The sequence below is a fragment of the Pseudoalteromonas sp. MMG012 genome (genome assembly GCF_018100875.1).
GTDB lineage: Bacteria > Pseudomonadota > Gammaproteobacteria > Enterobacterales > Alteromonadaceae > Pseudoalteromonas > Pseudoalteromonas aurantia.
This window is the reverse complement of record NZ_JAGJEF010000043.1, coordinates 20,390-40,790: the sequence shown is the minus strand read 5'-3', so window position 1 is coordinate 40,790 and position 20,401 is coordinate 20,390. Positions and strand designations below refer to the sequence as shown.

At 40.0% G+C, this 20,401-nt stretch carries 16 protein-coding genes; 10 read left to right on the top strand and 6 right to left on the bottom strand.

The genetic code is table 11. The features are described 5' to 3' along the window. The coding region (locus tag J8L97_RS14445) for a hypothetical protein (RefSeq protein WP_211050616.1) at positions 1-278 on the top strand (278 nt) is incomplete at its 5' end. Positions 279-740: 462 nt separating this feature from the next. On the opposite strand, the gene J8L97_RS14440 is transcribed toward J8L97_RS14445, so the two are convergent. Together J8L97_RS14440 and J8L97_RS14435 are read right to left on the bottom strand one after the other, a co-directional pair. Beyond that, positions 741-2,102: a transglycosylase SLT domain-containing protein gene (locus J8L97_RS14440; protein ID WP_211050614.1), complete on the bottom strand. Its 1,362-nt coding sequence runs from the start codon at positions 2,100-2,102 to the stop codon at positions 741-743. Positions 2,103-2,176: 74 nt separating this feature from the next. Further along, positions 2,177-2,755, bottom strand: coding sequence for an LPP20 family lipoprotein (locus J8L97_RS14435; protein WP_192507085.1), 579 nt, complete (start codon positions 2,753-2,755; stop codon positions 2,177-2,179). 225 nt (positions 2,756-2,980) lie between these two features. Here J8L97_RS14435 and J8L97_RS14430 point away from each other — a divergent pair, with 225 nt between their 5' ends. The 3 genes from J8L97_RS14430 to J8L97_RS14420 are packed head-to-tail and all read left to right on the top strand — an operon-like array spanning position 2,981 to position 6,241. Next, complete coding sequence (locus tag J8L97_RS14430; RefSeq protein WP_247688686.1) at positions 2,981-4,648, top strand: hypothetical protein; 1,668 nt, start codon at positions 2,981-2,983, stop codon at positions 4,646-4,648. Between the two features lie 5 nt (positions 4,649-4,653). Continuing rightward, positions 4,654-5,268, top strand: coding sequence for a penicillin-binding protein activator LpoB (locus J8L97_RS14425; RefSeq protein WP_211050610.1), 615 nt, complete (start codon positions 4,654-4,656; stop codon positions 5,266-5,268). Continuing rightward, on the top strand, positions 5,216-6,241 hold the full coding sequence (locus tag J8L97_RS14420) for a hypothetical protein (RefSeq protein ID WP_247688685.1): 1,026 nt from the start codon (positions 5,216-5,218) through the stop codon (positions 6,239-6,241). Before J8L97_RS14425 ends, J8L97_RS14420 begins: the two co-directional genes overlap by 53 nt. A gap of 56 nt (positions 6,242-6,297) precedes the next feature. On the opposite strand, the gene yejK is transcribed toward J8L97_RS14420, so the two are convergent. Continuing rightward, positions 6,298-7,311 carry a nucleoid-associated protein YejK gene (gene yejK / locus J8L97_RS14415; protein WP_211050608.1) on the bottom strand — a complete coding sequence of 338 codons (1,014 nt, stop codon included), beginning with the start codon at positions 7,309-7,311 and terminating at the stop codon, positions 6,298-6,300. A 65-nt stretch (positions 7,312-7,376) separates the two neighbouring features. On the opposite strand from yejK, the gene J8L97_RS14410 reads away from it, so the two are divergent. The 6 genes from J8L97_RS14410 (at position 7,377) to ygjK (ending at position 14,768) form a co-directional block, all read left to right on the top strand. Beyond that, positions 7,377-7,589: a DUF1414 domain-containing protein gene (locus J8L97_RS14410; protein ID WP_192507081.1), complete on the top strand. Its 213-nt coding sequence runs from the start codon at positions 7,377-7,379 to the stop codon at positions 7,587-7,589. 4 nt (positions 7,590-7,593) lie between these two features. After that, positions 7,594-9,087, top strand: a complete 1,494-nt coding sequence (locus J8L97_RS14405; RefSeq protein WP_211050606.1) for a DUF3413 domain-containing protein — start codon at positions 7,594-7,596, stop codon at positions 9,085-9,087. 62 nt (positions 9,088-9,149) lie between these two features. Further along, the gene (locus J8L97_RS14400; RefSeq protein WP_211050604.1) at positions 9,150-9,623 is read left to right on the top strand and encodes a DUF4124 domain-containing protein; all 474 of its coding nucleotides are present in this window, start codon (positions 9,150-9,152) and stop codon (positions 9,621-9,623) included. Between the two features lie 77 nt (positions 9,624-9,700). Then, entirely contained in the window at positions 9,701-11,449 is a 1,749-nt protein-coding gene (aceK, locus tag J8L97_RS14395) for a bifunctional isocitrate dehydrogenase kinase/phosphatase (RefSeq protein ID WP_211050598.1), read from the top strand. Then, a complete protein-coding gene (locus J8L97_RS14390) occupies positions 11,436-12,374 on the top strand; it encodes a LysR family transcriptional regulator (protein ID WP_192507077.1) in 939 nt (312 codons plus the stop codon). The genes aceK and J8L97_RS14390 overlap by 14 nt, the downstream gene beginning before the upstream one ends. A 114-nt stretch (positions 12,375-12,488) precedes the next feature. After that, the gene (ygjK, locus tag J8L97_RS14385; RefSeq protein WP_211050596.1) at positions 12,489-14,768 is read left to right on the top strand and encodes an alpha-glucosidase; all 2,280 of its coding nucleotides are present in this window, start codon (positions 12,489-12,491) and stop codon (positions 14,766-14,768) included. Positions 14,769-14,924: 156 nt separating this feature from the next. Here ygjK and hrpB read toward each other — a convergent pair whose 3' ends face one another. The 3 genes from hrpB to J8L97_RS14370 all read right to left on the bottom strand — a co-directional run bounded on the left by hrpB (position 14,925) and on the right by J8L97_RS14370 (position 20,182). Then, the gene (gene hrpB / locus J8L97_RS14380; protein WP_211050594.1) at positions 14,925-17,351 is read right to left on the bottom strand and encodes an ATP-dependent helicase HrpB; all 2,427 of its coding nucleotides are present in this window, start codon (positions 17,349-17,351) and stop codon (positions 14,925-14,927) included. A 108-nt stretch (positions 17,352-17,459) separates the two neighbouring features. Continuing rightward, positions 17,460-19,271 (bottom strand): diguanylate cyclase, encoded by a 1,812-nt coding sequence (locus tag J8L97_RS14375; RefSeq protein ID WP_247688684.1) that lies wholly within the window; start codon positions 19,269-19,271, stop codon positions 17,460-17,462. A gap of 29 nt (positions 19,272-19,300) precedes the next feature. Then, complete coding sequence (locus J8L97_RS14370) at positions 19,301-20,182, bottom strand: hypothetical protein (RefSeq protein WP_210996998.1); 882 nt, start codon at positions 20,180-20,182, stop codon at positions 19,301-19,303. Between the last annotated feature and the right edge of the window lie 219 nt (positions 20,183-20,401).

The window sequence follows — 20,401 nt, the reverse complement described above, 5'->3', positions numbered from 1 at the left end:
CAACTCCGGTAGTTGAAGCACCTGTAGTTGAAGCGACAGCTGTGAACACGCCAGTGCTTGATAATTCTCACGCTACGTCTCGTATCCGCTTTAATCAAAATGCGAGTGCACCGATGAAAAAGGCCAGTAGTGTAGAAGACTCTAGTGTTGTAATAACCCCTTCTGCAATGCCACATGAAGCCCGAGAGTTAGTAGAAAACTCAGGCCTTTCTGCAGGCTCTAAAGCCCCAGCAGGACGAGCTAGTGCGGCTATGGCATCACCTGCTCAAGTTGGCTAAAACATAAAAACTCAATTAAAAGGCCGCTTTTTTGCGGCCTTTTTTATCCTAATACAAATACACTCCTACCTATGTTGATAACGGTAAAGGCCTTAATCAAACCAATAGTTCTGATCTCCTCCAACCTATTAAGCTATCAATAACTTTTACGGAACATCAATACAAACCCTTCAAGAGCATACGCGAACACGCCCTAATAATAGTTTATTAATCTATACAGTTTTATTGCTTAACTCAGCAAAGAAAGCTTGTGACAAGAAGATTGATTGCGATAAGACTGCACCGCTATGAAAAGCGACAGTAATACTTTAAGTCTAGTAAAGGTAGCATAGTAAAGGCAGTGTTAATTTCAGCATGGTTTGTAGATGTCACATAACTTATTTGCCTAGTGTGTGATCAGCCACATATCGCTGCGGCCGATTTAAACTCTGTTCTTTTATCATTTACTAAGTGATGCATATTCTATTGAATATAAAATGCCTCTCTTGATAACACTTTTTCTAGATAATGCTTTGTTTCATCATAGGGTAAGCGACTTTGGAGTGCTTCTAAAACTAACTCAGGAGACATCGAGTTAATTACACGACTCGCCTTCTTTATATTTCGTGAATCATCACTATTAAATACCCTAGCAACATTGCCTGCTCCAGTGTTGTAAGCTGCTATAGTACAGTACTTACGACTTATGGGGTCTTCTATATGTCTTAAATATCGATCATTTAATATATGTAAATATGCAGTACCCGCTTCAATATTATTGTTAGTAACATATAAGTAAGGTTCTGACATAGGCTCATCTATATCATACAAAAACCGATTTACGTCAACGCCTGCACTGGTTGGCACAACTTGCATCAATCCATAGGCTGGAATATGAGACTTAGCCAGTGGGTTAAAGTGACTTTCGGTATGCATCACCGCGAGTACTAAACTACCGTCAATATCAAACCGCTTACTGTGAGCGGTTATTTGATTGAGGTAACTGCTCGCTCTCTGCTTAGCGAGTGTATTTTTTGGCAACTTTATCACAAACTCTGTAACAGAGCTGTCACTGCGCCCAGATGGTAACTCTTTGATACTTTCTTTTAGGTTTTTGAGTCTATTGTTTTGCAATGTCTGTAGGTCAGCTTTTTTCTTCTCAAGTACTTGTTGCGCATTATAGTTTTGGGGGTTAGTCAACGCATTAGGAGATAATACATCATTTTCCCCCGCTAATAGCACGTCAAACTGCTTTTCAAGCAATTGCTGCTGTTGTTGTGTTTGATTTTGTATTTGCCGCTTTGCATCAAGCAGTGCTTTTGCTCGTACTTTATTATCAATAATATAAGATTCACTTTTTTCAATTGTAGCTTGCTGTTCTTTGACTGATTGTGTTTTAAAGAATTCAGTTAATAATGCACTATTTGATTGTAGAAATCGTTTAAATACAGCCTGTGCATTTTCCTGAGAAACATCAGTATCAGCATGATGCTTAATACCAACCACTAATTGATCTTGCTCGAAATCGACAATTAATCTGGTATTTTCAGCTTGAGAATAATGTACATACCGACTTGTTGTCGAAGTCTGAGCATCACCCCATTGTTTAATCAACTTATCTCTAAAAGCATCAAACTCTGCAAAGTGCTCTTCAACATATTTGTGGTATTCATTAAGGTGCTGTGTCTTAAACTGCTCAAACTCATCGTTGTCTTGCACTGAATGTTGACTTGTTTGCCAACCATTCATAGCCTCATCTAACTCGGCGTATAATTGCGCTTGACTTGCTTGAAGTTGGGTCGGTAGAAGATGAGTGGCAACAACAAATGCGATAAATTTTTTCATTATGCTGTTCTCCAAAATAGATAAAATACAGTATTCGCGTAATAACGTGCTATTACGCGAATACTGAGCCATGATTAGTTTGTCAGCTTAGCAATTTCCTTTTCTAAATCTTGCTCTGCTTTAAATGCTTTAAACTCTTGATATAGAAACTGCTCATCTTTGGCATTTATCTTTGGCTTAGTTTCTTTTATGAGGTCTTTAAAAAGCGTTTTTGTCAGCTCAGGAGATAACGTAGTCAATGCACAGAAATAATCTTTACCACCAATCTCCACAACATCAGCTTTAACAATACGAGATCCACTGAGTGTTTGTTTAGTTAACTGCTTAGAAACCGAACTAAATGTAGTACCGACTGTTGTCTCTTCATTCGCATCAGTCCTGTTTGCAAAAGTTTTGTCTAAGCCTTCTATACGCGTTTCTATCTGCTGAGAAAGCGCGAGACGTGCATTCGCAACAGCCATTTTTTGGTCTATTGAAATATTACCCGAATATTTAATGCAATCAGCCGCTGCGATCCCATTCTCTACAACAGGGTTCAATACCCACTCTGGTATATTTACACTCGAGCTTGATGCAGCGTCATTTTTAGTTGAACTACACGCAGATAGCATCCCAGCAATAATCAAAGTTGTTAACATTGGTTTCAATTTCATAGTGGTTCCTTTTAGCATTGAGCGGTTTAGAGTTAATCTAGCAAAAATACATCGCATTAACAGTAATAAAGTGTAAAAACGATTTTTAACAATTTATTGCTTTAAATATCATTTCTTTTTATCTAACTTAGGGAAGTTACTGTAATATATTCTCAATTATAATTGAGTGCAAAGGACGCATTTTTGAATTTAAACGTCATAAACACCCTAAAAAAATTAGTACTAATGAGTACTTTAACATGTTTAAGTGCTTGCAACGTCACGCACTTTCAAAAAAACAATGCGATTGCGTTGGCTCAAAAAGGTGAACTTGTCTCAGCAAGAACAACTATAAAACGTAACTATAGTAGTCAAGGCAAGAATAGACTTTTATATCACCTTGAACTTGCCACTTATTTCCAATTAGAAAAAAAATATGCGCAAAGTAATGAACACTTAAGTGAAGCAAAAGACCTACTTGACTCTTTTTACACGAAGAGTATTTCTGAGCAAGCATTGTCGCAATTTAGTGGTCCTACTTATACTACTTTTCATGGTCAAAAATATTACCGTCCATTGCTACATATGATGAAAGCCATGAACTACAATGCACTTGGCACGCTTCAACCTACTCGCAGGCAAGAGATGCTAGACGCGTCACTGATTGAAATGCGACAATTAAACGTTTACTTAGAAGGATTAACGGAAGAAACAGGTGGTTATCATGCGCCAAGTAGTGATGAATTAACCAACCAAGTTTATGCCATTTTTCAACCTCTCTTTTCACCGAGCGATTTACTCACTAATATTGAATATAAAGATGATGCCTTTGCACATTATTTAAGTGGCCTACTTAATGAACAAAGTGGTGAGTTGGATAGCGCTAGATTACAATATCAACGTGCGGCACTGGCGTATGAAAAAGGGTTTGCAAAACAATACCAATTGCCAAATCAAACCACCGAGCAGGTTTATAAAAATTTAGTAAGAGTCATGAAACAGGCTGGAGGTTATGAAGAAGAGCTCAGTCATATCCAATCGAAAGTCCAACCTGATAACGTTTATGCTGGCAGCCAATTGACCATTTTACAGAACCTTGGTGTGGCGCCAAAGCGTAAACAATTTAACCTCATTCTAAGGGCCGATCACAAATCCAAAGCGTTGGTCATCACACCTATTCCGATGGGCTCACACCGAGAACAACAAATTCAGATGAAATGGTTTCAAATGCTTTTCGCTGACACCAGTTTATTCGACATGATGCAAAACTATGCAATGGGTGACATCTCTGACGTCGCACTTGGACTATTAACAAAGCGTATTCCTCTCGGTGGGTTATGGGACGATGCTAAGAAAGTAGGTCTGATTGATGCTTTAGAATATGGAGGAAGAATTTCAGTTACCTACTTATCCCCTTCAGAAACGAGAGTCCAAGGCTCAGAAGTTTGGGTTAATGGCAAAAAGCAATCAGAGCTAAAAACTTTTTATTCAATTGAATTATTAACACTGCAGAATGCACTAGAAAATGCTAATACTGAGATCCAATTAGCTTTGACTCGCGAAGTTGTAAAAGCGATAACAGCACAACAATTACTAAATAAAACAGGTTTACAAGAAAATAATGTATTCAGTGGTATCGCCAAATTAGCAACGTCAGCCGTTAATGCTGTCACGGCTTCTGCAGATACACGGCAATGGCAGTCTTTACCCGCAGAAATAAGAGTGTCTCAAATACCGTTGCCAGTGGGGCAACACCAAGTCACCATCAAAACAGTACTGAATTCTGGACGTGTAATAGAACAAACGGACAATGTTGATGTAAAAGGACCCATGTCCCTGTGGCAAACCAGAACTTTTATTAATTCGCAAAAGCAACCGACATCATCTGCACAATCAATTTTTACTTTGGAATAAATGGTATGAAAACAACACCTAAATTAATCACAACGGCCCCTCTTTTTGTTGCTCTATCTCTTGCTTTGGTAGGGTGTAAAAGCACAGAGGTACGTCGCGTAGACTCGAATCAAGAAGTTGCTCTATCTGATAAATGGAATGGCAAAGACTCCCAACTTGTATCAGAAGCAATGGTCAACGACATGCTGAGCTTTCCGTGGGTTAACGATCATCTAGCTAAGGAAGGTACAAAGCCTGCGGTAATTATTCAATCAGTTCGCAATAAATCTCATCAGCATATTGCTGTTGATACTTTTTTAAACGATTTAAAACGCGCAATTTTGCGCTCTGGACAAGCTGATTTTGTTGCCAGCGCAGATTTACGCGGTGAGATTAGAAATGAGCGAAAAGATCAGGAGCTTAACTCAAGCTTAGCAACACAAAATGAAATGGGCCAAGAGCAAGGCGCTGACTACGCCCTATCTGGCACCATTAACTCTTTTTTAGATGAACAAGGAGGCAGCCGCGTGACTTTCTATCAAGTAGATTTACGTTTAATTGACATGACAACAAACCGGGAGGTATGGAATGGCCAGAAGAAAATTCAAAAAGTTCAAGAGCGCTCACGCTTTGGTTTCTAAAACCAGCGTGGCATTTTGTGTCTCTGTTGCATTACTAAGCGGATGTAAAACCACTCAGAACAGCTCTGAAAATATAACCAAACCCACTTGGCTGACGACCACACCTACATCAGCATATTTGGTATATGGTGTTGGCAGTGCCAAAAACATAGGCAACACGCGCCAAGCTCAACTTGCTGCGCAAGAAGCTGCTCGTTTGGAGCTTGCAAAACAGTTGAATGTATCAATATCAGGAACCACCACCGTACAACAAACTGCCAATGAAAAGTCGATGCAATTTCATGTTGATGAATTGATAAGCTCTAACGTCCCGACGATTCAGCTGCAAGGAGTGAAGATAGAACAAGAATATCAGTTCAATGATGTTAACTATGCACTTGCTTCATTTAATCGCACTGAAGCCATAATGCAAACTGAACTCAGTATCAATGCGCTCGATACTCAGATAAGTGAATTTAATATACAAGGCACTAGTAAATCAGAGCTGCTAAAAAAAGCAGTTAAAATAAAAACGTTTGCGGCTAAGCGTAGTAAACTGAACGCATATTTACATATGCTCCAAAGCCCTTTCGTCAATATACCGGCTAAAGTAAATAAGCAATTAGAAACAAGCGAGCTCATACTAAACAACCTTAGTTTCAATGTTGTCTCTGATAATATGCAGCACGCAAAAGTAGATGACCTTCTCTCGAGTGCCCTTACTCGTAATGGCATAAAAGTTACACAATCTAATGCTGATTTCGATTTAAGTTTTAGAGTTGAGTGGCAAGAGAAATACCAGTCAGGTACTTATTATTCTGTTGCAGAAAGTTATATGGTCGTTATTGAAAATGGGGAAGAAAAAGCACACTTTAATAGCCGTGTTAAAGCAGCCTCTTCCTTCAAAGACACAGCCAAGAGCAATGCAATGACTAAGCTCGCCGAGAAATTATCAACACAGCTTGCTAAATTTATTATTTCTGGTCATTCGTAGTCGGCATAACGCGTATAAAGGCCACGCTAGTGGCCTTTGTTCAAACAACCCTTGATTCATTCACTTTCATCGTAATGGCGTTCAAGCTGATCTTTCAAATTAGGTGGGATCCCTTTTATTGTTAAGGTATCAGTCGCAGCGTTATAAGTCACTCGCTCGCCCAAATGTTTGCGTTCAAATCCTATACTTACACCACCTCCAAGACCAGAAAACTTAACCATACTTGTTACGGTTTTCTTATCTACTGGGAATGACTCTTCTAAGGCATAATCTTGATCTTTATAAAAATCATCAAATTGTGTATCGCCTGATTTCGACAATGTATCTGATAACGTTTCAATATTGGCATCTTCTCCTGATGCGATACAATCATTACAATAATCAAATACTTCTTTTCGCAACGCGTCTTTTTCTTGCTTATCAAACTGCTGTTCACTCAAGTAGTCTTCTACCGCCTCTAGCATGACTTGAGATTGTTGCTTCGGATCTATTCCCTCTTCACAGCCCAAAAAGTCCAAAAAGAAGTCAGCTACTTTACGACCCGCTCGACCTTTTATAAACGAAATATATCGCGCGTCATCTGGTTGAGTGTCCCATGCTGATAAATCAATTTTTGCGGCCAGTTGCATACGGGAAATATCTAAATGTCGAGATGATGACAAATCAAGGTCCGATGTTATCGAATAATGGTCTTTAATATTAATTAGGGCGATTAAAATATAATCGGTTGCAACGTATTGATAATGGCAAAAAACTAAATAACCTGTCTCATTAAAAGCATATTTATTCAACTCTTCTTTTAATACCTCAGTCGCCTGCTCCGTCATGTGCCAAAATCCAAGTTCATCATTTCGATAACTTTGCATAGCAGCCGACACCTGACTGTTTTTATCTCCACTAAACGCGCAATACCCTTTACCCGGCTTTCCGTTGTAAGCGTGATGTAACTGTTCGATAAACACATTTACACGGTCATTAACTTGCATTTCATCATTGCGCAAATGGATTTGTGTATCTTCATCTTTCTTGTCTACATAATGTACAACAAGTTTATTCACCTCAATGCTCATCTTTGTTTTTCACGCCCCTAGTGTTAAAATAAATAAATTATAACACTTTAATATTGAACTTACTGATGCCTATCCAATCAAAATACTCCAACGAGCAAGTTGAAGAAATTGTTGACCAGCTACTAAACGTACTTACTCAGCAACATTCTACTGTTGACTTGAGCCTTATGTGTTTAGGAAATTCTATCACGCATATTCTAAAAGAACATGTGCCTGAAGGAAAAAGACAAGCTGTTGCCAATAACTTTGCAAAAGCATTACAGCAATCGGTAAAATAACTGAATGAATTTATCCCCTCAAAATCCTTTTTCATCAAAAGCAAGCCAGTTACTCAGTTGGGGGCATTGGTTCACTTTTGCTAATATTGGATTAGTCCTGCTGATCAGCAGTAGTTACCTTTTCGCTGATAAAAGTCCAACGACTTTACTTGGTTGGTTCTACATGTTGATCACTTGGATTAGCCATACCAGCTTTATAACGTTCAGTGCATTTGTGCTCACGATTTTTCCTTTGAGTATGGTCTTTCCATACCCTCGACATATTAGAGGTATGGCGGCAATTTTAGCGACTCTGGGGATAGCTTTATTGAGCCTTGATGCATTTGTTTATTATAAACTCGGATATCACCTCAATTTTTCATCATTGTCTGATATTGTCAGCGTTCTATGGAAAACAATCATTGGTCATCCAATTATTGCAACTGTGGCAGCGGGCGGATTTATACTGATTATTTTTGCTCTGGAACTGGTTGCGGGAAATCATGCTTGGCACAATCTTGCAAAATTAAAGCAATATCGATTTCCTCGTTATGCAACTGGTGCACTGGTATCTTGCTTTGCAATGAGTCATACAATTCATATATGGGCTGATGCAAATACGTATTTTGACATTACTAAGCAAGACAATGTTTTACCACTATCTTATCCAACTACAGCTAAAAAATTACTTGCCAGGCATGACTTACTCGATATTGAAAAATATCAGCAAGCAACTGATATACAATTTGATCATAATGACAGCCAATATCAACTCCCCCGTGCGCTGCCTAATTGCCAACCTAGAAAAGCATCGGTCAACATTGTTTATTTTCAAACACTCGCTGAACTGCTTAGTTTCACGAATGACCACGATGAATTAGTTGCCGTTTCACAATTAATTCAGCCGACAAATCACGATGATGCGCGGTTTAATTTGACTTTCGGGCTACCTGCATATTATAGGAACCCGCAAACTCAACACGCTCATCCAAGTTGGGATCCATCAAAACGGTTGATTTTTCCTAAGCACCTAGACGATACAGCAGCTGAAGAGGGAGAAAATGCTTCACTTATCATCATTAATGGTTCTGAAAGTGCCGTAAAATTTGACCCCAAACATCTTTACTTTGCTTTTGCATTAGCAGCAAAAAACAGTGATGTTATCAGCACAAGTTCCTATTTTACAAACGTAACCAAACTACAACAGATTGACGGGTTTAAACAATTACAAGACATCACGTATACTCTGCTCGCTTCTCATTTAGAATGCTCAGAGCTTGCTAAAGCCACCATGATTGGTAGGGACTTAATTAATAGTCGTACCAGTGTTGGCGTTAACTTTACCCAAGGTGTACTTGTCGCGTTTAAAAAGGATCGGATCACGCTAATCAAGCATGATGGCAGCTACGAGCATATTTCCGGCACTGATGGATTTGCCATTGAACAAAAGTTAAATGTGCCATTTTTAATCCAAAGTATAAAGACGCTTAAACAGTTTTCTAACCCTCCCCCAACCTGATAACTTGCCATTAACCTGTAAACAGCTATCTTTTTAATATGAAGATAGCTGAAGGATGCACTATGTTTAGGATGATTTTTGTATTATTACTCTTTCTGAGTACCACTATTCAGGCAAAGACGGTAGTTAACTATTATAAATGCGTAACAAAAAGAGGAACTACATACAGCCAATTTCCTTGCGGTAGTAATGGCACACAACACACCCTAACCCATTCGAATCCCAACAAGTCGACACCGTCTGAACAGCATTTCAAAACCCTAAATCAGCTTGAGAAAAAACAAGTTGTACGTAATTTGAAAAAGTCATTACGTGCTAAACGTTACCAAGTGGCCATATTAAATAGAGATCTTGATAGAGCTACCCGTGATCAGCAAGAACGCATGCGACATATTATGGATGATAAAAAGCGCAAAGAAACGGTGAAAGACATTAAAAAGAAATTAAAATCTCTCAATAAAAAACACCGAAAGGAAGTAAAAGTTGTTTCGAAACAAATAGCAACGCTTGAGAAAAAACTAAAACGGTATGAGTAATATGCTAAGCACTTGACTCCGTCCATATAAATCATGCTACTCTAACATCAGGTCTGACCACTTAATTAATGAGCTGTATGAAACCCTTTTTAATAGCGCAGATGATATTAGCCGGCTTTACAAAGCACTACCGGTTATTTCAGTCAATCACTTCTGACGCCCCGAGTGCTTTTGCAAGCCAAGACTGGGATAAAATACAATCAATAAGCACCACTCGGATCAGTCATTATGATGAGCGTGTAGACGAAACAATACAGCATCTAAAAAATGCTCTACCCTGTGCTCATTTACACGAAGCATTATGGTATGACATAAAACAGCAATATCTAAGCTTGTTAACGTTTCACCCACAAGCAGAATTAGCAGAAACTTTTTACAACTCTGTTTTTTGTCGGCTGTTTCATCGTCGTTATTTTAATAACACATTTATTTTCGTTGAAACCACGCTACAGTATGCCCCTGCGCTTCCTATCGAGGCTGAATATCGAAGTTACTTTCCAGTAGTTAATGGATTACGACCCACAATAAAAAGTATCATCGATCACATAGATTTTCAGTGTAGCTTCAGAGATTTAGATCTAGATATTCGCAACTTAATGAAAGCATTTATTAAACAAGCACCTGACACACACCATCAGGGTCACATGATGCGTTTTGATATGCTTTCAAAGCCATTTTACCGCAACAAAGCAGCCTATATCGTTGGCCGTGTTGTGTCCACCAGTGGTGTGCAACCTTTTATAATCGCTGTATTACATCATAGCCAAGGTGGTTTATATATTGACGCACTACTGACCAGCTCATCACAAATGCGCGTTATTTTTGGCTTTGCTCGCGCTTATTTCCTCGTTGAAACACATGCTCCATCAGCGCTAATGCGATTTCTAAATCAGCTTATGCCAAGCAAAACCCCAGCCGAACTGTACAATGCCATCGGCTTTCATAAGCAAGGAAAAACGGAGTTTTACCGAGAGTTTTTACATTATTTAGCACAAAGTGAAGATAAGTTCGTCATCGCCCCCGGTACTTTGGGCATAGTAATGATGGTGTTTACGCTCCCGAACTTCCCGTATGTATTTAAAGTCATAAAAGATACCTTCTCAGAGAGTAAACCTTTTGGCAGAGATACCGTACTCAAGCGCTATCAATTAGTTAAAAATCACGACCGTGTTGGCCGCATGGCCGATACCCATGAATACTCCAATGTGGTGATCCCTAAGGAGCGCATTTCAGCAACACTTTTAACGCAACTTATGGCAACCATCTCAACCAGTGTGCAAGTCGAAGACGACTTTGTCGTGATAAAACACTTATATATTGAACGACGTATGACGCCTCTTAATTTGTACCTCAATAACGCCAGTGAGCAACAAGTTCATCACGCAATGATTGATTATGGACAAGCCCTAAAAGAAATGCTCCACGCAAACATTTTCCCTGGAGATATGTTATTGAAAAATTTCGGGGTAACAAAACACATGCGAATTGTTTTTTATGACTATGATGAGGTTCAGTATTTAACCGATATGAATTTTCGAGCTATTCCAAAAGTTTCACTAGATGATTTATATTCAGGTATGGATGAACAATCTATCGCCCCTCAAGACGTATTCCCAGAACAACTATATACATTTGTGCTAACAAACCCTAAACTCAGAGCTATCTTTAAAGATGCTCATCCAGAGTTATTAACCGTTTCCTACTGGTTACAAGCACAGCGAGATGTCATTAATAAAGTAAATAAACAAATCTACCCATATCCTCAACAACAACGATTCGCTCATTTAGAACAAACAAAAATAAAGGAACGTCGTGAACATAAGTAAAATAGATCTTAACTTACTAGTATATTTAGACACGTTACTACGAGAGTGTAATGTTACACGGGCTGCCAACCAACTCAGCATTACGCAACCTGCAATGAGTAATGGGCTAAAGCGCCTTCGAACATTGTTTAACGACCCTATTTTAGTTCGTACTAGTGAAGGTATGGTGCCAACTGAAAGAGCATTAGAGTTACAACCCGTGGTACGCGGAATCCTGATGACCTTAGAAGAAACACTCGCGCCAAACCGAGAATTTGAAGCAGGGCAAAGCAAACGCGTTTTTCGCATCATGGCCAGTGATTATGCGGCAAGTACTTTGGCACCAAAATTACTGAATAAGCTCCACGAAGAAGCCCCAGAAACCACTTTAGATATTTTAACGCCTAGCGATGTCACTTTTCACGATGTTGAAAACGGTAAAGTCGATATGGCAATCAATCGCTTTGAAAACTTACCTCAATCATTCCATCATAAACGGATCTGGAAGGATAGTTTTTGTTGTTTAGTTAAATCAGATAACCCTATCATCGAACAGTTTAGTCTCGACGCTTATTTAAAAGCACGCCATATATGGGTAAGTAAAACGGGATTTGGGGTTGGTGTAGGAATGGACCCAGAGGATGTTCAAAAGCTTGGCTGGGTAGATGAAGCCCTTGCCCATTTTGGTAAACATCGAAATATTGCTACGTTCACACGAAATTACCATGTCGCGATTCATTTGGCTAAAGAGCAAAACCTAGTAGCAACTTTGCCATCTAAAGCAGCCAACATTTATAGAGATGATCCCGGGTTAGCCATATTAGAAGCGCCCTTTCCAATTCCACCATTTGAACTAGATATGATCTGGAGCCCGTTACTGCACCGAGATGCTAGTCATGTATGGTTAAGACAAAAAATTGCCGAAGTGGCTAACGCGCTTAAATAAACTATCACCTCTTGTAAATTGCTCATACTTTGCGCATATGAGCCCTGCTCCTAAATTAAAAATCGACTATAAATATCACTCATTATTGGATACAATATCCGAAAAAGGATATTTATGCGCGTTATACTCTGTCTCTTTTTCTATTTACTGGCTGTTTATCCCAAAAATGCCATCGCATTTGAAAATGTCATAAATCGTCAAGGTGAGCCCAATTATATGCACCCTACGGATGACTATGGCCATAGTCCATACAATCCACTATTTGATGCCGGAGCTTGGCATGGTCACTTATTGCCTATTAATGATAATGAGCTTGGCGGCTTCACTGGCCACGCCTTAATTACAGAAGAGTACCTACACTATATCGCCAAGCGCTTTGATAAACTAAGTATTTATAAAAATGGCGTCCGAGTTCCTTTGCAGGGCAAAGTATCTAGTCACCCTGGTGCTTTAGTACAAACCTTATCAAACAAGAGAGAAAATATTGAGCTCACTTTGACACTCAGGTTTGTTGGCCCTCGCACCTCAATGGTCAAAACCGAGATCAAAACACGCACTCCTTTAACGTTGCACTTTGAAGGGCAGCTGTTGGCCGCATACGACCAAGAAAATACCATGAGTGCCCAATTTCCAACATATCAGCCAAAGCTCGAGTCGGATGATAATACAATTATCATCCGATTTGGAAAAGTAAGAGCTAAATGGGACCTGCTTACCTCAGGTACATCCGCTTATGTCACACAAAAAACCATTGCGACCACCACCCGTTTATCTCCTATTGGCTTTAACAGCACAGCCAATATAGCAAGCGACACAACATTTTATACTACCTATAGCCACGTCTTAAATACTGATGAAGAACAGCAAATTCAGCAATTTAACCGACAGCTTTTTGCTGACCCAGAATCCTATTTAATAAAAAGCAAACTACGCTGGCAAAGCTATCTCAAAGTAGCTGATAATTTCCCCGTCGACAAACAGCGCCTTATGACTAAAAGTATTGAAACCTTAATTGGCAATTGGCGTTCAGCCGCCGGGGCTCTCTCATTTGATACTGTGACTCCATCCGTTACCGCTCGTTGGTTTTCAGGCAACCTTACATGGCCTTGGGACTCATGGAAGCAAGCTTATGCAATGAGTCAATTCGCACCTGATATTGCTAAGTCGAATATCAACGCGGTATTTGAATATCAAATCACAGAGAATGATCCAATCAGAAGCTATGATGTAGGCTTTATCCCCGATCTCATTGCATACAATAAAAGTGCTGAACGTGGCGGTGATGGAGGCAACTGGAACGAGAGGAATACCAAACCAAGCTTAGCTTCATGGGCCGTGTATAAGACCTATCAACACACCAAGGATAAACAGTGGCTTACCAGCCTTTACCCAAAGTTAAAAGCCTATAGATCATGGTGGTTAAACAATCGTGATCATAATAAAAATGGCATTCCTGAATATGGTGCCACACTCGATGCGGCGCATACACATAAAGTTCATGGTTTTAAATTCAAATTTAATGAGCGCACCTTTTACGGATTAAATTTATACAACTCATTACTCAAAGCCAATATCAGGCTCACATCACCCGCGCAAACCGCCGCATCGTGGGAATCAGGTAGAGATCATGCCGCCAATTTTGGCTACATCAACTCGGTACAATTAAATAAATATATAAAACAAGACGGAAGCATATCAGACTGGCAGGTAAAATTTGCCGAAAATTACAATACGCAAGGGCTGCTTACTGGGTACTCTTTAATACAAGAGTCAGTTGACCAAGCTAGCTATATGGTCTCTGACGCACGTTATTTAGCAAAAATTGCCCGTGTATTAAATCAACCTGACGAGGCTGTCACATTTGAGAAAAGTGCCGCAATAATAAGCCGATACGTTAATCGATGCATGTTTGACACTCAGTCTGGATTTTACTACGACATTTCAGTTGAAGCCAAACCATTAGCCAATGGCTGTGCAGGCTATGCGCTCACCAAGCGAGGAAAAGGCCCTGAAGGTTGGTCGCCACTATTTAACCAAATAGCCACCGACGATATGGCGAAACAAGTTAGAGCTGTAATGCTCAATCCACAAGAGTTTAATACCTATATTCCATTGGGCACCGCGGCACTGACTAATCCCGCTTTTGGTCCGAACATTTACTGGCGAGGAAGAGTTTGGTTAGATCAACTCTATTTTGGGGTGAAAGGACTCACTCATTATGGCTACAAGGAAGATGCAAGAACATTAATAAATCGGTTTATTGAGCACGCTGATGGTTTACAGCAAGATGGCCCCATTAGAGAAAACTACCACCCTTTAAACGGCAAACAACAAGGTGCCCCCAATTTCTCATGGAGTGCGGCACACCTATACATGTTACTCAGTGAATTTTAACACGAGCATAGTATCTATGAATATTTAGATACTTTATGTTTATATTGGCATAAAACCAAAGAGCTAACAGAACCTATTCAAATTTAATTTACTCCATAATAACGCGCCTTAAATTTCAAGCTCAATGATCCATGTTAAAAATAGTCGAAGGGTATATTACATCCGACTCTTTACTCTATTGGTTGCCTGAGCGTTTGCGGGATCATCCGGCCAAAAATGCTTAGGGTATCTGCCCTTCATCTCTTTTTGTACGTCTTTATAACTCGATTGCCAAAAGTGTCTTAAATCTTGGGTTAACTGTAGAGGCCTGCGTGCTGGTGACAATAACTCCATCAGCAAAGGTAATTGGCCATTATACAACTTTGGCGTCTCAACTAAACCATATACTTCCTGCATACGCACTGATAACTTTGCCGGCCCGTCAATTTGATAATCAATGGTAATATTGGAGCCACTCGGTACAGTGATTTTTTTTGGCAGTAGCACATCTAGCCGTTGCTGTTGTTGCCAATCTAACTTACTCAAAATCGCTTCTTTTAGGGCAAATTTTTTCAGCTGTGGTAATTGCTTAATATCACTCAAATAGGGTGCAAGCCACGTAGCAATATTATCAAGCAAGCTCTGCTCATCGAGCTCTACGAATTCCAATGGGCTATATCGTTGCGCTAATGCCATACGGGTTAATAGCGGTAACACTGTGTCATAATCTTTAAATAACTTTAATCCATACTTTTCGATAAGCATGAGCCAAGCTTGAGTGCGCGCAGCCACATCAATTTTTTGACTACTTGGGGTTGCTTCAATAACCAAGTTGCCAATGAGCGTGCGGTCTTCATGTAAAAACCGTTCTTTCTTTTCATCAAACTCACACACGCTCTGTTTTGTGAATAAATGAGGTAATGCCTGTAAGAGTTGCTCAATAGATACATCTGTGGCATTAAATATTCTTTGCCCTTTATGGCCACCTAACGATGCAATAGCAATATAATCACTGCCTAACCAATGACTTTCATGGCTATTAACGCCAGCGCCATTAGCTAATACAAAACCTTGTCCTCGTCTTTTTGCTAATCTATCAGGGAATGCTAATGCAATGGTAATATCCAAGTGCTCAGTCGCCAACGCGCGCGGTTTAGTTAATCTCAGTCGTTTTAACCACGGCATCAACTGCTGACTAAAAAGCTTAGTCGGCCTTTCAAACTGTGCTTGTAAGGCAACCCTAAGTTCAGGGCTACTCGTTACTCGACTTTCTATCAAGGCCACAAGGTAACATGCTAACGTACTAATTCCTGAATATTCAGTTTCCAATTGCTGTGCTTTTACTAGCATGTGGGCTAACCGCGGCTCTGTACCAAATTGATGAATTTTCTGGCCTAGCGTGGTGAGTTTCTCATTGTTGTCGAGAATTTCCAGCATTTTTAATAACTGAGTAGCCTGCTGAATTTGTATCTCACTAGGATGGTCAAGTAATGGTAAAGCACGAATGTCACTGCCCCAGACTTTAGCCTCAAATAGTAAACCACTTATGTCTGAGCTTAAAATTTCGGGTGTGTCATGTCCCTCTCTACGTTCAAATTGCTCGTGGCTTCCCAAACGATACACAACCCCAGCTTCGATTCGCCCTGCCCGTCCAGCTCGTTGCACCGCTGATGACCTTGATATGGAGGCCGTTACCAGTTCTGTCACACCGCTTTTTAAATTAAACTGGGCAACTTTACGCTTTCCACTGTCAATAACGACTCTGATACCTTCAATGGTTAAAGATGTTTCCGCCACATTCGTTGTCAAAACCACTTTTCGATAACCCGCTTTGGCTGGGGCGATCGCCGCCTGCTGAAGGCGTTTATCTTGATTACCATATAACGGAGCCACCTCAGTATCGGACAATTCGTAACCTGCTAAAGATTGAGCCACGTGCGTAATCTCTTTTTGCCCCGGTAAAAAGACCAACACACTCCCGTCTTGCTCTTGCAACGCTTGACGAATAAGGGGGGCAACCGCATCTAACCATCGCGTCTCATTTGCCAACGAGGTATAAATCGTATCAACAGGAAAACTGCGACCTTCGCACACAACAATAGGACATTCTAAAAATGCTTGATACCGGTGTGTGTCTAGCGTCGCTGACATTACCAATAGTTTTAAATCCTCACGAAATGCGGCTTGCGTTTCCAAAGCTAAGGCCAGTGCAGTATCGGCCGCCATTGAACGCTCGTGAAACTCGTCAAAAATGACAAGGTCAACCCCTGTCAATTCCGGGTCGTTTTGCAGCCGTCTTGTCAGTACACCCTCAGTGACTATTTCTAATCTCGTATCAGCAGAAACCTTCACTTCATTTCTTATTCGTAACCCTATACTAGCCCCAATTGATTCTTGCTGTTGACTGGCTAAAAAACTAGCGATATTTCTCGCTGCTAGCCTTCTTGGTTCCAGCATAATAATATGCTTGAAGTGCCCATCTCTGACCATTTTTAATGGCAGCCAAGTTGACTTACCTGCCCCTGGTGGCGCTTGTAGCAGCACACTGCTATGTAATTTTAATGTATCAATAAGGGAGTTATAAACTGATTCGATGGGTAACACAACATACTCTGAAAAAACATTTTAGCGCTATATTAACACGTTAAGATAAGTAATTAGCACTCTTTAGAAGGCCCAATTGAATGGCCTCGTTATCTCCTTAGGTAGAAATCAAACAGGCACTTGCAACCCTTCATAACTACTTGATATAACAATACTCCCCAGCCTGACTTGTTCTTTGTAGTTTTTCAATAAATAGTCAAAATCAATCGGCTCTGAGGCGGATACAGAGTCTAACCCTATCCATGTGTTTCTATTTACTTCTTTGGCCAAGTATAAGCCACTGTCGGCCAACTCTAATACCTGCTCCCATGATGCTTGCTTAAATTCACCTGTCATTAACGGGTAAGGTGCAAATCCAATTGAACAAGTGCATTGTACAGTTTCACCATTAACAATAAACGGAAAGCGCTCGACCTGTTGTCGTATTCGCTCAACCACCTCTTGTGCATCACGTGTCGACATATCCGGCATAACCAATAAAAATTCCTCTCCGCCCCACCTTACTAATAAGTCACTACTTCGGGTGCACTGTTTCAATATATCAGCAAAGCTTTGCAGCACTAAATCACCCGCCGCATGACCATAAGTGTCATTAATCCTTTTGAAATGATCTATGTCTATCATACAAAATATAATGTCATGCTTAGGCTTTAGTGCATTTATCTGACTATCAATGGTGCTGAAAAAATAATGTCTATTATTTAGTCCCGTTAAACTATCGGTAAAGCTCAATGCTTGCAGACGTTCATTACGCTCTTTCAATTCTGCTGTGCGTTGTGCTACTTGCGTTTCTAAACGAGTTGTATAACGAATATTTTGCCAGCGCCAATAAACAAACACGATGGCAGCAGCACACAATACGCCAATCAATAACCAACGCTGCTGAGTCAACTTAGAGTTTTCTAATACCTGCCTATGCTGAACAATTTGTTGCGCTTTTAATGTGTTATCTTTTTCCAGTAGGCTCACTTGCTGTTGTTGATGTGCCAACGCATATTGTGCTTCAAGCTGAAGTACTTTGTTGTTCCGTTTTTGTTGGTCAAGTGCACGTTCGGTCAGTGAGTAACGTTTTAAATACAAGTGAGCTTGTTGATAATTTCCCACTTGCGCAAAAGCACTGGCCAATAGCCGCTGCAAACTTGACTGTTCTTCTAAGTATCGTGTGTGAAACGTTTGATCAAGCCCAGTCATAGCCAGTGCGATAGCTTCTGTAAACATACCTGCCTGTAAGGTACTTGCTGCCAAAGCAAGTTGGTAATTCAGCTTTGCTTTTGTATCTGCCACCAGCATATATTTGGCAGAAAATTCACTCAGCAGCGTTTGACTCAATAAATAATCACCAAGTTTTAGCGCCACTTGCGCTTCGGTCAATAATAACTCTGCTGATAAGCGCTCATCTTCTAGAGGAAGTTTTCGTCCTAAATCTAATTCATACTGTGCTTGACGAAAACTTCCACGCTCAAGATGCGTTCTTGCTTGCCACAATTTAATGTGCACCAACAACTCATCCCCAGGTTGTAAACTGTTCCCAATTTGTACCACTCGGTTAATATACCGTGCTGCATGGTCAAATCGTTCTAAGTCTAACTCTAAGTCGATAACCGCAAGCAGTGTTTTGACCATAATACGAGGGTTACTTAATTGCTCAGCCATATCCAGTGCTTCGTAATGCATTGATAAACTATGTTTATAATCACCAAAGTGCTGACGAATACTGGCTTCAATCAATATCGTATGAATAACTATTTCACGCTGAGCGTAATGCGCTGCTTGACTTCTGATCACCCTTAATTGCGGTAAGGAGCTTAACTCATAACCACTTTTCATCTGAAACTTTAGTTGCTCAAAAGCCGCACTGATTGTTTGTTTTTGTTGGGTAACCGTATCTGCACTATGTGCTTCATAAGCAATGAGCAACATACAATAGCACCAACATCCTTTAAGCCAGCTCATTGTATGCCTCGCATTAACATCGCTTCATTTACCATATGCCAAGGCGCTACTTTTTCATTAATAAAGCCTGACTCAGTCAGTGCTTTTCTTAAAATACCGCGCTCTTTTAAAATTGCCAGCCCTTTATTCAAGGCTGCAAATACTCGTTTCCCATCTGGATGGCGTTTACTGACAACAAAATGGCGTGAATCTGGAAGAAATAGTTTCAATTCATTAATTGGCACATATTCTCGCCCTTCAAAATTTAACACCAATGACTGACTAACACTGAAATTAACCAGCATAGCATCAACAATTTCTGTTTCTACCATTTCCAGCATGGTCTCCCAAGGGCCTATAAAGCTAACAATATTAACGTCTGTATTATTTAACGCGCGCCAGTCAACTTTCCACCGAGGATTGGCCACCACTGTTAACTGATTTAATCGTTCTGCTGGCATGTTATGCAATGCAATATTGCGTTTTGCAACATAAAAACCCGCTTCGTACTCGCCATATTCAACTAAAGGTTCACTCACAAACAAGGAACCTTTGTAATCGAGTAGATCTTCATGCCACGTCGAGCGTGCAAGTACTAAGCTCTCACCGGCGATAAGGTCCGAAAACTCTATGATATTAACTGACGGTTTTGGGTTAAAGATCACCTTTCGCTGTTCACCTCCAAGGTGAAGCGCTTGCTGCAAAAGAACCATTTCAATGATCTCAATATGAGACCCTTTTGTTGATGGATGAAAGTCTTCAACGTCTAATACAGAACGACCGTCTAAAAACTCTTCATATCGTAAACTAAAGTTTTCACTACTAATAATATCAACCACCAGAGGTGCTTGGGCCTGAACAAAAAAAGACGAGAATAGGAAAAATAGGCACCACTTCATTTACACTTCCAATAAACAAAAACAAGAAAAAATATTCTAGACACTTAATTATACAAGAATAAATCTTTTTTGGTTAACCTAATAGAAACATTATTTAAGAAGGGGGGGTAATGGATATGATTTATTATTGAATATCAGCTGGGTAGGAGGAGAAATATCAAACTAAAAACAGATAGAATACAGACTGCACATCACACATTGTCATGCGCAGTCAAAAAA

What these genes read in the sequence shown, in the direction of transcription:
- J8L97_RS14440 (WP_211050614.1), bottom strand. Translation starts at nt 2,102, where the DNA reads ATGAAAAAATTTATCGCATTTGTTGTTGCCACTCATCTTCTACCGACC.
- J8L97_RS14435 (WP_192507085.1), bottom strand. Translation starts at nt 2,755, where the DNA reads ATGAAATTGAAACCAATGTTAACAACTTTGATTATTGCTGGGATGCTA.
- J8L97_RS14430 (WP_247688686.1), top strand. Translation starts at nt 2,981, where the DNA reads ATGAGTACTTTAACATGTTTAAGTGCTTGCAACGTCACGCACTTTCAA.
- J8L97_RS14425 (WP_211050610.1), top strand. Translation starts at nt 4,654, where the DNA reads ATGAAAACAACACCTAAATTAATCACAACGGCCCCTCTTTTTGTTGCT.
- J8L97_RS14420 (WP_247688685.1), top strand. Translation starts at nt 5,216, where the DNA reads ATGGCCAGAAGAAAATTCAAAAAGTTCAAGAGCGCTCACGCTTTGGTT.
- yejK (WP_211050608.1), bottom strand. Translation starts at nt 7,311, where the DNA reads ATGAGCATTGAGGTGAATAAACTTGTTGTACATTATGTAGACAAGAAA.
- J8L97_RS14410 (WP_192507081.1), top strand. Translation starts at nt 7,377, where the DNA reads ATGCCTATCCAATCAAAATACTCCAACGAGCAAGTTGAAGAAATTGTT.
- J8L97_RS14405 (WP_211050606.1), top strand. Translation starts at nt 7,594, where the DNA reads ATGAATTTATCCCCTCAAAATCCTTTTTCATCAAAAGCAAGCCAGTTA.
- J8L97_RS14400 (WP_211050604.1), top strand. Translation starts at nt 9,150, where the DNA reads ATGTTTAGGATGATTTTTGTATTATTACTCTTTCTGAGTACCACTATT.
- aceK (WP_211050598.1), top strand. Translation starts at nt 9,701, where the DNA reads ATGAAACCCTTTTTAATAGCGCAGATGATATTAGCCGGCTTTACAAAG.
- ygjK (WP_211050596.1), top strand. Translation starts at nt 12,489, where the DNA reads ATGCGCGTTATACTCTGTCTCTTTTTCTATTTACTGGCTGTTTATCCC.
- J8L97_RS14375 (WP_247688684.1), bottom strand. Translation starts at nt 19,271, where the DNA reads ATGTTGCTCATTGCTTATGAAGCACATAGTGCAGATACGGTTACCCAA.
- J8L97_RS14370 (WP_210996998.1), bottom strand. Translation starts at nt 20,182, where the DNA reads ATGAAGTGGTGCCTATTTTTCCTATTCTCGTCTTTTTTTGTTCAGGCC.